This window comes from Dysgonomonas sp. UBA7710, from assembly GCF_002482385.1.
GTDB lineage: Bacteria > Bacteroidota > Bacteroidia > Bacteroidales > Dysgonomonadaceae > Dysgonomonas.
In genome coordinates this window covers 36,852-49,232 of sequence record NZ_DLFW01000036.1, presented here as the reverse complement: position 1 = coordinate 49,232, position 12,381 = coordinate 36,852, and the positions used below count along the sequence as shown (strand labels likewise).

Below are 12,381 nucleotides of genomic sequence, written 5' to 3'. Positions count from 1 at the left end.
ATGATTGAGATATACCATACACCTGCACTGCTCCACGAAAGTGTGGACGGTATGAATATTCGTACCGGCAGCATTTGTGTCGACGTAACTTTCGGTGGTGGCGGACATTCGAAGGAGATTCTTTCCCGCCTCGGAAACAAAGGGCATCTGTATGCTTTCGATCAGGATGAAGACGCTATCAATAATATACAGGAAGATAATAAATTCACATTCATCCGGAGCAATTTCCGTTTTCTGAAAAACTTTATTAAGTATCACGGGGTGGAGGAAGTGGACGCTATACTTGCCGATTTGGGCGTGTCGTCACATCATTTCGATGCCGAAGACCGTGGATTTTCTTTCCGTTTCGAAGATAGTGATCTGGATATGCGCATGAATCAGAAAGCCGGGAAAACGGCAGCACAAGTGTTGAATACATACACCGAAGAGCAGCTGGCAGATGTCTTTTACTTATATGGTGAGCTTAAGCAGTCGAGGCGCATTGCGTCTGCGATTGTAAAGACCCGGAAAGAAAAACCTTACAGGAAAGTAAATGACTTGCTGGATACGCTGAATTCCTTTGTCGGAAGAGGTGAAAAAGAAAAGAAAGTATTAGCTCAGGCCTTTCAGGCGCTTCGCATAGAGGTGAATGAAGAGATGGAAACTCTGAAAGAAATGCTTGAACAGGCACTTGATATATTGAAGCCGGGTGGCCGTTTGGTAGTTATCACTTATCATTCTTTAGAAGACAGGCTTGTGAAGAATTTCTTTAAGACGGGTAACTTTGAAGGGAAGGTGGAAAAAGATTTCTTCGGCAACTTCGAAACACCATTCAGGCTGATAAACAATAAAGTAATTGTTCCGTCACGGGAAGAAGAGGAAAGAAACCCGCGTTCGAGAAGCGCTAAACTAAGGATAGCAGAGAAAATTTGAGTTGTAAATAAATTACATAGGACTTGTAATAGGAATGAAAGCGAAAGATATAAAAAAGAAAGTGATGTATATTCTGGGAGGGACAGTTCTCACAGAGGACTTCTTCTGGAAGAATGCACGTTTCATTATCACTGTTTTTGTTATTCTGGTCTTATATATAAGTAACAGATACAGTTGTATAGAGAAAAGGTCGCAAATAGAGTCGTTGCAACATGAACTGAAAGATGCGAAATTCGAATCGTTGACTATTGCGGCCCAGTTGATGGGAGTGAGCCGTGAATCGAAAGTAGAGTCTTTGATTCAGCAGAACGGAGTAGACTTGCAGCAAACCAAGGAGCCGATTTATAAAATAAAGAAATAGAAGAGACTGTCTCGGAAAAAGAATATGGCAAAGAAATCAGAAGGAACAATGAAGAATGTGGCAGTCAGCCGTTACGGTTGGATTGTCTTTTTCATGTCTTTCGTGTTTATAGCAATTATTGTCTGCATTTTCAAAATCAAATATGCGGAAGGGCCCGAATGGCGCGAACTGGGCAAGCAGGAAACTGTGAAGAAAGACAGGGAGATACGCCCCAACCGCGGAAATATATATGCTGACGACGGCCGTCTGCTTGCAACCAGCGAACCTTTATATGGTGTATATGTCGACTTCATGTCGGAGGGTATAAAGAAAGATACGCTGATGAAGTACGTAACCCCTCTTTCTCAGGAGTTGGCAAAAAAATTTCCGGACAGAAATGCCGCCCAATACAAAAAGATAATATTAGATGGCTGGGCACTTAGCCGCAAAGAACTGGATGAGCTGGAACGCAACCGGAAAAGTGGTTCCAACAAGAAGGTAAAAGTAAGAAGCCGTTATGTAAGAATTATTCGTCCCGATATAAACTATGTCGACCTGAAAGAACTGAAAACATTCCCATTCTTCGATCAACGCAGCAACAGGAGCGGCCTTTTCACTGAAGAAAAAACCATGCGTCTGAAACCTTTCGGCCGGTTGGCAGGACGAACCGTAGGCTCTATCTTTAAAGATTTTGAAGACGGGGGTGCGAGCGGTCTGGAGTTGAAATATGATTCGATACTCAAAGGTGTGCCCGGGTTGAAAACGCGTGAGCGTGTACAGGGCCGTTGGATAGATGTAGTATTGGAAGAACCTACCGATGGCTGGGATATAAAAACCACATTGAATGTGGACATTCAGGATATGGCCGAAAAAGCCCTTTACGGCAAATTGGCTGAAACAAAGGCTGAATCAGGTGTAGCTATTGTAATGGAAGTAGCTACCGGCGAAATAAAAGCGATAACCAATCTTGACAGGATATCGGAAGGGATATATGCCGAAGGAAATCCGAATGCATTTTCGTGGATGTCCGAACCGGGTTCCACATTCAAGACCGTATCGGTGATGGTAGCCCTCGAAGACGGGGTAGTTACACCGAATGACTCCGTGCGTGTCGGCAACGGACTTTTCGAATATAAAGGCCGGGTTGTCCGCGACCACTACTGGCGTACAGGCGGACGCAAAGAGTTTATGACTATTACCGAAGGTATGTATATTTCTTCCAATGTTGTTATGACTAAAATGATTCTGAAGGGCTATGAAAATAATCCTCAGAAATATGCACAACATATCCGTGACTTAGGTATTACAAAGAAAATAGAATGGGACGTACCTCTGAAGGGTATAGAAGGCACATCCATAGTCCGTATGCCGGATGATAAGGCAAATCCGTGGTCAAAAACAACTTTGGCATGGATGTCGTTCGGTTATGAGACACAGATCCCGCCTATTTACATGCTGATGTTTTACAATGGTATAGCCAATAATGGGAAGATGATAAAGCCTTTCCTTACCAAGGCATTTATGAAAGACGGGAAAGTGAAAGAAGAGTTCGAAACCGAAGTCATCAACCCGGCATTGTGTTCCGGGAAAACATTAGGTGAGATAAGGGAGATGCTCAGGGGAGTGGTTTCCGATGGTCTTGGAAAAGCAGCCGGTTCTACCCTTTTCCAGTCGGCAGGCAAAACGGGTACAGCCATGATTGCTTCTCGGGGAGGATACGAAGGTTATTATGTTTCGTTCTGTGGATACTTCCCGGCCGATGATCCCAAATATACATGTTTTGTAGGCATACGCAGGCCGCAAGGCTCACCATCGGGAGGGCTTATGGCAGGAACAGTGTTTAAGTCCATTGCTGAAGGTATCTATACTAAGCATTTGGTTTCTACACCTCTGCCTGCACCGAAAGATACCGTAAACTCATTGATTCCTGTAGTTAAGGGAGGATTGCTTAAGAATACTGAATTTGTATTGAAAAAACTAGACCAGAATTATACGTTTTCGGGTAGTAATATCGATTGGATAAAGACGAAGAGCGACTCTCTGTCAGGAGGAATTATATTGGAAGATAATACTTCCGTAAAACAAGGCCTTGTTCCTAACGTTATAGGTATGGGGGCACGTGATGCAGTATATCTATTGGAGAATGCCGGACTTAGAGTCAGCCTGACGGGAGAGGGAAAAGTGAAGCGGCAATCTATCCCTGCCGGAAGCCGGATGGTAAAAGGCGGTGGTATTACAATAGAATTGAATTAAGGTCGCAGACCTGTTTATTACTTGATTAAGTTTATAAGCAATAGGCAGTTAAGCTGGTTAATAATATTATTAAGTACTTTCTTTTACTTAAATAAAGAATACAGATATGAAATTAAAGGATTTATTAAAAGGCATAGATGTAGTTGAAATAAAAGGAGATGAAAATCTTGAAATAACAGCTATTCAGACCGACTCACGTAAAGCAATCGCCGGTTCGGCCTTTATTGCCCTGAAAGGGGTACAGGTAGACGGACACCAATATATTAACAATGCCCTTGATTTAGGGGCTAAAGTTATTATCCATCAGGAGAAGGTGGATACCTCAAAAGAGGGGATTACTTATGTAAAAGTAAAAGACAGCGCGGATGTGGCCGGTAAGATAGCTACCCTCTGGTATGGAGATCCTTCAGCTAAACTGAAACTGGTGGGAGTTACGGGAACAAATGGTAAAACCACCACTGCCACATTGCTATATGAGATGTTCCGTAAGCTGGGGTATAAAGTAGGATTACTATCCACAGTAGCTAACTATATTGATGGCACGGTATACCATGCCACACATACTACGCCTGATCCGCTGTCGCTGAATGAGATGCTGGCAAAGATGGTAGGTGCTGGCTGCGAATATGCTTTCATGGAAGTAAGCTCACATGCTATACATCAGAAGCGCATCAGCGGGTTGAAATTTGACGGAGGCATTTTTACCAATATCACACAGGATCATCTCGATTACCACAAAACGATGGCCGAGTACCTGAAAGCCAAAAAGATGTTTTTCGACAATTTGCCCGAAACAGCTTTTGCCCTTACCAACGTCGACGATAAGAACGGATCGGTAATGCTCCAGAATACAAAAGCGAAGAAATATACTTATTCTGTAAAAACGCTGGCAGACTTCAAAGCCAAGATTATTGAGAAACATTTCGATGGTACAGCAGTCGAATTCAATAATAAGGAATTGCAGGTGCAGTTTGTCGGTGTGTTCAATGTGTACAATTTATTAGCAGTGTACGGGGCAACCGTATTGTTAGGACAGAATCCGGATGAAGCCTTACTCGTACTGAGTACATTAAAACCTGTATCGGGACGTTTTGAAACATTGCGCTCTCCTGAAAACTATACAGCGATTGTTGATTATGCGCATACACCGGATGCTTTAACGAATGTGTTGGAAGCTATCCATGAAGTACTGGAAGGCAACGGGCGTGTAATTACTGTAGTTGGCTGCGGAGGTAACAGAGATAAGACCAAACGGCCGATTATGGCGCGTGAGGCCGTACGCCTGAGCGACCAGGTGATACTTACATCCGACAATCCGCGATTCGAAGAACCACAGGCTATTATCAACGATATGGCTGACGGGCTGAACAGCCAGCAACTGAAGAAAACACTATTGATCGTCGAGCGTGAACAAGCGATTAAAACAGCTTGTACACTGGCCAAAGAGGGCGATGTAATCCTCATTGCCGGAAAAGGCCATGAAGATTATCAGGATGTGAAAGGAGTGAAACATCACTTCGATGATAGAGAAGTAGTAAGAAATATTTTTGGAGAATAAAAAAATCAGAAGGAGCAAATGTTATATTATCTATTCGACTATTTAGACCAGTTAGATTTCCCGGGTGCGGGTATGTTCAGGTATGTCTCGTTTCGTGCAGCTATGGCGCTGGTATTATCATTATTGATATCCACTATCATAGGACGCCGTATCATCGACAAGCTGCAAAAACTGCAAATCGGGGAGATAGTCCGCAATCTCGGACTGGAAGGGCAATTAAGTAAAAAAGGAACGCCGACAATGGGTGGCATTATTATCATTATCTCCATACTTGTTCCTGTTTTGCTTTTGGCCCGTTTAGATAATATATATATCATCCTGATGCTTATTACGACCGTCTGGCTGGGAGTACTCGGCTTTTTGGACGATTATATTAAGGTATTCAAAAAGGATAAAGAGGGGCTGCATGGTAAATTTAAGATAATTGCCCAGATAGGCCTCGGGCTGATTGTAGGCATGGCGCTTTATCTGAGTCCTGACGTTATTATCCGTGAAAATATAGAATTCCGTAATCAGGATAATGTCATAGAACGGGTGAGTTATACAGCTGAAGGAGCGAAGTCAACACAGACTACTATTCCTTTTATGAAGAATAATAACCTCGACTATGAAGACCTTGTTTCTTTCATGGGAGATTATGCGGAACCGGCTGCCTGGATACTGTTTGTTATGATTGTTATATTCATTGTAACGGCTGTGTCGAACGGGGCTAACCTGACCGACGGGCTGGACGGGCTTGCCGCAGGTAGTTCGGCTATTATAGGAGTCACGCTGGGGATACTGGCATATGTATCCGGGCACATCGAGTTTGCCTCCTATCTGAATATTATGTTTATTCCCGGTAGTCAGGAGCTCGTAATATTTGCTTCGGCATTTATCGGGGCAACGGTTGGTTTCTTATGGTACAATGCATTTCCCGCACAGGTATTTATGGGAGATACGGGCAGCTTAACGCTGGGTGGCATAATCGGGGTTTTCGCTGTGGTTATCCATAAAGAATTATTGCTGCCTATATTATGCGGTATCTTTATGGTGGAGAGCCTTTCGGTAATGATACAGGTGTTTTATTTTAAACTGACCAAGAAGAAATACGGTGAAGGGCGCCGTGTATTTAAAATGACGCCTCTGCATCATCATTTCCAGAAGTCCGGAAATTCAGGCATACAGGCTTTATTCCAAAAACCGATAGGAGCTGTGCCGGAATCGAAAATTGTGGTACGTTTCTGGATTATAGGAATTATTCTTGCAGTACTTACATTAGCAACATTGAAAATGCGATAATATGCAATTTCAAAATTTCAGGTTTCAAAATTTCAAGATTAAGTCTTGAATAAAAATCTTGAATCTTGAATCTTGAATCTTGAAATCTTGAAATCCTGAAATTAAAAAACATATGAATAAAATTATCATATTGGGAGGGGGCGAAAGCGGAGTTGGTTCGGCCATACTTGCGCAAGCAAAAGGATTCGATGTTTTTTTGTCGGATAACGGCCCTTTGCAGGACAAGTATAAAGCAGAACTGGAGCAATACGGTATTCCTTACGAAGAAAAGGGTCATACCGAAGAGCTGGTACTCGCCGCAACCGAAATCATAAAAAGTCCGGGTATTCCTAATTATGCTCCTCTTGTTCACAAAGCCATAGAAAAAGGTATTCCCGTTCTTTCCGAAATGGAATTCGCCAAACGTTATACGGCTGCCAAAATGATTTGTATTACAGGGAGTAATGGGAAAACGACCACTACCAGCCTGATATATCATATACTGAAATCGGCGGGGCTGAATGTAGGATTGGGAGGAAATATCGGAAGAAGTTTCGCCCGTCAGGTCGCGGAAGAAAACTATGATTATTATGTATTGGAGCTAAGCAGTTTCCAACTCGAAAATATGTATTCTTTCAAAGCTGATATTGCCATTTTACTGAATATTACGCCTGACCATCTGGATAGGTACGACCATGATATACAGAAATATATAGATGCTAAGATGCGTATTGTACAGAATCAGACCGAAGCCGATGCATTCATATTCTGGGAGGAAGACCCTATTGTAAGTAAAGAAATTAAGAAACTGGTGTCTAAAGGTAAACAATATACATTCGCCGAACATAAGGTTGGCAATGCAATCGCTTACCTTAATAATCATGAAATAGATATTAACACTCCTAATTCCGCATTTGTTATGGAACAGGATCTATTAGCTCTGGAAGGTACACACAACCTGTATAACTCATTAGCATCGGGTATTGCTGCTAAGCTACTGGATATAACCGACGAGAACCTTCGTCATTCACTCAGCGACTTTCAGGGGGTAGAGCATCGTCTCGAAAAGGTAGCTAAGGTGAAGGGTGTCCAGTTTATAAATGATTCTAAGGCTACCAATGTGAATTCATGCTGGTATGCTTTGCAAAGCATGAAGACAAAAGTAATCCTGATACTTGGGGGTACAGATAAAGGAAATGATTACACCGAGATAGAACAGCTGGTAAAGGACAAAGTCCGCGCCCTTGTATTTCTTGGTGTGGATAATAGTAAACTGCATAAATTCTTCGACGGTAAAATAGAAAAGATAGAAGATACATCGTCGATGAAAGATGCTGTAGAGAAAGCTTACGCATTGGCAGAGGAGGGAGATACGGTATTGTTATCGCCATGCTGTGCCAGTTTCGACCTCTTTAAGAATTATGAAGACAGGGGTAACCAATTTAAAGAATATGTAAGAAGATTATAATTTCAAAATTTCAGGTTTCAAGATTCGTTTTCGTCAATTTGAAATCTTGAAACCTGAGACCTTGAAACTTGAAATAATGATGTTATGGAATTCAATTTTTTAGGAAGGGCGTTTAAAGGAGATAAAGTTATATGGTGCATATTCATTGCATTGTGTATTATCTCTTTGCTTGAAGTATTTAGTGCTACAAGTACAATTGCCTACCGTCAGCAGAGTCACTGGGCGCCTATACTCCGTCATGCAGCATTCTTGCTGATCGGGTTTGCTGTGGTTATGTTCCTGCAAAGGGTACCTACCCGCTTCTTCTCCATCTTATTGCTGGGGCTGCCCATTTCGGCTATACTGCTCATTTTCACTATGTTTATGGGGCAGGATGTGAACGGTGCGCAACGTTGGCTGGGAGTAGGTGCATTTACAATACAACCGTCTGAATTTGCAAAGATATCAGCTATCGGCTTTATTGCTTTCTTCCTTAGTAAAATGAAGCCGGAAAATGAGAATTGGATTTTTAAGACATTAATTATAGGGATAGTTGTCATTTGCGCATTGATTGCCCCTGAGAACTTATCTACTGCATGTCTTCTCTTTGGGGTATCCGTACTCATGCTATGGATCGGGCAGGTACAGTTTAAGCGGCTGTTGAAGGTTGGTTTAGGCGGTGCGGCTTTGGTCGGCCTCATATTGCTTTGTATAACTTTATTACCCGATAAAGTTGTTAAGGACTATTTTCCTGATCGTCTTACCACATGGAAAAACCGTATAGAAAGGCATTCCGGAGAACAGGAAGGGGTTTCTATCCACGATAGAAAAGAAGATGGGACAGTTGCCTATAAGATCACAGATGACAACTATCAGGTATCACATGCTAAAATAGCAATTGCAAACGGAGGTGTTATCGGACTTCCGGGTAGTGGTGTAGAACGCGATTTTCTGCCGCAGGCGTATTCCGATTTTATTTTTGCAATCGTTCTCGAAGAAATGGGCTTGCTTGGCGGGTTGTTTGTGCTGCTTTTATATGTCGCATTAATGATCCGGTGCGGAGTATTGGCATCGAAATGCGAAAAGAAATTCCCCCGCTATCTCATCCTGGGGGCAGGGCTTATACTTACAATACAGGCTTTGGCTAATATGGCTGTTGCAGTTAATCTCATACCCGTAACAGGGCAGCCATTACCATTGGTCAGCCGGGGAGGGACTTCTACAATCATTACTTGCGCCTATTTCGGGATCATTCTGGCTTGTTCTTCTAAACTGAACGATTCAGACCATGAAGATGTAGACGAAAGTATTGCAAATGTGGATTTTGAAACTTTTGATGAAGCTAATAGAATATGAAACAGCTAAGAGTAATAATAAGCGGCGGAGGCACAGGAGGGCATATATTCCCTGCTATAGCTATCGCCAATACGATAAAAGAGCGTTACCCCGATGCTGAAATCCTCTTTGTAGGAGCGACCGGGCGTATGGAAATGGAGAAAATTCCCGCGGCCGGATATGAAATTATCGGTCTGGAAATATGCGGGCTTAACAGGAAAAATATCTTTAAGAATATAGCCACTGTCTGGAAATTCCAGAAGAGTTTGATAAAAGCGAAACGGATACTCAGGGATTTCCGGCCCGATGTGGTAATAGGTGTAGGAGGCTATGCCAGTGGTCCTGTATTATACAAAGCAAATACATTGAAAATTCCGACACTTATCCAGGAGCAGAATTCCTATGCCGGGGTTACAAATAAATTCTTGTCGAAGAAGGCTTCGGTAGTGTGTGTCGCATATGAGGGGATGGAACGTTTCTTCCCTAAAAGCAAAATAGTAATGACCGGTAATCCGTGCCGTCAGGAGTTACTATCCGCTACTATTACCAGACAGGAAGCATATAAGGAATTTAATCTCGATCCGGATAAAAAGACAATTCTGCTCATAGGAGGCAGTTTGGGCTCGAGAATGATGAATAAGAGCATTCTTTCGGGAATCGATGAGCTGGCGAAGTCCGACGTACAATTGCTTTGGCAATGCGGGAAGCTATATTCGTTCGAAATGAATATGGATTTATCCGGTAAAGGCAGTCCTGAAAATATACATATCCATGAATTTATATCACGTATGGATTTGGCCTATAAAGCGGCTGATCTGGTTATTTCCCGTGCGGGGGCAAGCTCCATTTCCGAACTTAGCCTGCTCGGAAAGCCTGTGATATTAGTCCCTTCCCCGAATGTGTCGGAAGACCATCAGACAAAGAACGCAATGGCGTTGGTAAATAAAAATGCAGGTGTTCTGATCGGGGATGATGAAGCAATTGAGAAACTTGTACCTGTGGCTTTAGACTTAATACAGGATAAAGAGAAACTTGAGGAATTGTCAGCGAATATTCTGAAAATGGCACAACCCGATTCTGCCAATCGTATTGTGGATGAGGTTGTTAAATTGATAAAGGAAAATGAATAATATACGATCTATATATTTTATAGGAATAGGTGGTATAGGTATGAGCAATCTGGCCCGCTATTTTATGTCGAAAGGGAAAAAGGTTGCGGGATACGACCGCACCGAAACGTCTCTAACAAAAGATCTGGTAACCGAAGGTGCCGAAATCCATTATACTGATGATATAAAGCTTATACCGGGCTATTGTAAAGATAAAGAAAGTACACTGGTTGTATATACGCCTGCCGTACCGGGAGAGAATGAAGAAGTCAGATATTTTCGGGAGAACGGATTTACTATACAGAAAAGGGCGCAGGTATTAGGCATAATTACAAAATCAAGTAAAGCTCTCTGTTGCGCAGGCACACATGGAAAGACTACCACATCCAGTATGCTGGCGCACATTCTTAAACAGTCGCATCTCGATTGTAATGCTTTTCTGGGCGGTATATTGAAAAATTACGGCAGTAACCTGATGCTTTCAGATAAAAGCGAATTTACGGTAGTGGAAGCAGACGAGTACGACCGTTCTTTCCATTGGCTCCATCCTTATATGGCGCTGATAACTTCTGTTGATCCCGACCATCTGGATATTTATGGTACGGAGGAAGAGTATCTGAAAAGCTTTGAGAAGTTTACAAGCCTTATTCAGCCTGGAGGGGCATTGGTGATGAAGCACAATATAAAGCTTTCGCCAAAGACAGGAAAAGATGTGCGGATATATACTTATTCGATGGATAAAGGAGATTTCCATGCACAGAATATAAAAATAGGAAATGGCGAGATTCGTTTCGATTTTGTCACACCGAAGGGAACGATTGATAACATACAGCTCGGTGTTCCGGTAAAAATAAATATAGAAAACGGCATTGGTTCCATGGCTCTTGCCTGGCTTAACGGAGCCACCGCGGAAGAATTACGGCATGGTATGGCTACCTTTATGGGAGCAAAGCGCCGTTTCGATTTCTTGCTGAAAACAGATAAGATAGTGATGATAGACGATTACGCGCACCATCCTGAAGAACTGGCCGCAAGTATAACATCTGTCAAGGAATTATATCCCGACCGTAAGCTGACAGGTATTTTCCAGCCGCATCTATATACACGGACAAGAGATTTTGCTTCTGAATTTGCGAGAAGCCTGTCTCTGTTGGATGAACTGATACTGCTGGATATTTATCCTGCAAGGGAAAAACCGATAGAGGGTGTGACCTCAAAGATTATTTTCGATAAAGTCACCTGTCCTAAAACATTGTGCAACAAAGAGGAATTATTACCTTTATTGGAAAATAAGAAAGACTTAGAGGTACTTCTTACTGTAGGGGCAGGAGATATAGACCGGTTATTAGGTCCGATAAAGGATATATTGGAACAAAAAATATGAAAAAAGCATTAGTTATCATCGGAATATGTTTGCTTGCAGGCTATCTCATTTTTTCGGTTTTCTACTTTCAGGGAAAACCAAAGGATGGTGTATGCTCCAAGTTTGAGGTCGAGGTAAAGAATGGTACTGATGACGAGCAGTTTATTGATACAGAAGATATAACCCGGTATGTGAAGGAAAAGGGGCTGGATCCTACAGGCAAACAAATAAAAGACATCAACACAAATGCAATAGAAGAGGCTATATTGACGAATCAATTGATAAAAAAGGCTGATGTATTTGTTACCAATAACGGGGCTATCAAAGCGTCTATAGAAGAGCGTAAACCTGTACTAAGGATTATGTCCGGCACAGGAGAAAATTATTATATCGACAATGAAGGACGTAAGATGCCTCTGTCGAAACGTTTCACTGCATACCTTCCTATTGCCACCGGAGCAATAAAAGAAGACTTCGCGAAGACCGACTTATACAAATTTGCACTATTTTTGCATAATGATAAGTTTTGGAACGCACAAATTGAGCAAATTGTAGTCCTACCTAATCAGGATATAAAATTAATACCCCGTGTGGGCGATCACCAGATTATTTTGGGAAACCTCTACGGATATAAGGAAAGGCTGGATAAACTGCTGGCTTTTTATGAAAACGGACTTAACGAAACGGGATGGAATAAGTATTCCGTTATTAATTTGAAATTTGACAAACAAGTTGTCTGTACAAAACGTTAAATGAAGAATAGATATACCGGTGGGTTCTATCCGGGCCGGTTTATAAAGATAG

Annotated in this window: 10 protein-coding genes; all 10 read left to right on the top strand. The window is 42.2% G+C overall.

Annotated elements, in window-relative coordinates; translation table 11 throughout:
* Entirely contained in the window at positions 1-912 is a 912-nt protein-coding gene (gene rsmH, locus B3317_RS11330; RefSeq protein ID WP_291111522.1) for a 16S rRNA (cytosine(1402)-N(4))-methyltransferase RsmH, read from the top strand.
* A 34-nt stretch (positions 913-946) separates the two neighbouring features.
* Positions 947-1,273, top strand: a complete 327-nt coding sequence (locus B3317_RS11325) for an FtsL-like putative cell division protein (RefSeq protein WP_006799050.1) — start codon at positions 947-949, stop codon at positions 1,271-1,273.
* Positions 1,274-1,297: 24 nt separating this feature from the next.
* On the top strand, positions 1,298-3,505 hold the full coding sequence (locus B3317_RS11320; RefSeq protein WP_291111519.1) for a penicillin-binding protein: 2,208 nt from the start codon (positions 1,298-1,300) through the stop codon (positions 3,503-3,505).
* Between the two features lie 106 nt (positions 3,506-3,611).
* Complete coding sequence (locus B3317_RS11315; RefSeq protein WP_291111517.1) at positions 3,612-5,063, top strand: UDP-N-acetylmuramoyl-L-alanyl-D-glutamate--2,6-diaminopimelate ligase; 1,452 nt, start codon at positions 3,612-3,614, stop codon at positions 5,061-5,063.
* A gap of 18 nt (positions 5,064-5,081) precedes the next feature.
* Positions 5,082-6,344 (top strand): phospho-N-acetylmuramoyl-pentapeptide-transferase, encoded by a 1,263-nt coding sequence (mraY, locus tag B3317_RS11310; RefSeq protein ID WP_291111515.1) that lies wholly within the window; start codon positions 5,082-5,084, stop codon positions 6,342-6,344.
* 112 nt (positions 6,345-6,456) lie between these two features.
* Complete coding sequence (gene murD, locus B3317_RS11305; protein ID WP_291111512.1) at positions 6,457-7,791, top strand: UDP-N-acetylmuramoyl-L-alanine--D-glutamate ligase; 1,335 nt, start codon at positions 6,457-6,459, stop codon at positions 7,789-7,791.
* 84 nt (positions 7,792-7,875) lie between these two features.
* Positions 7,876-9,126, top strand: a complete 1,251-nt coding sequence (locus B3317_RS11300) for an FtsW/RodA/SpoVE family cell cycle protein (RefSeq protein ID WP_291111510.1) — start codon at positions 7,876-7,878, stop codon at positions 9,124-9,126.
* On the top strand, positions 9,123-10,235 hold the full coding sequence (murG, locus tag B3317_RS11295; RefSeq protein WP_291111508.1) for an undecaprenyldiphospho-muramoylpentapeptide beta-N-acetylglucosaminyltransferase: 1,113 nt from the start codon (positions 9,123-9,125) through the stop codon (positions 10,233-10,235). Before B3317_RS11300 ends, murG begins: the two co-directional genes overlap by 4 nt.
* Positions 10,228-11,598, top strand: a complete 1,371-nt coding sequence (gene murC, locus B3317_RS11290; protein WP_291111506.1) for a UDP-N-acetylmuramate--L-alanine ligase — start codon at positions 10,228-10,230, stop codon at positions 11,596-11,598. Before murG ends, murC begins: the two co-directional genes overlap by 8 nt.
* Positions 11,595-12,329: a cell division protein FtsQ/DivIB gene (locus B3317_RS11285; protein ID WP_291111504.1), complete on the top strand. Its 735-nt coding sequence runs from the start codon at positions 11,595-11,597 to the stop codon at positions 12,327-12,329. Before murC ends, B3317_RS11285 begins: the two co-directional genes overlap by 4 nt.
* The last annotated feature ends 52 nt before the right edge of the window (positions 12,330-12,381 follow it).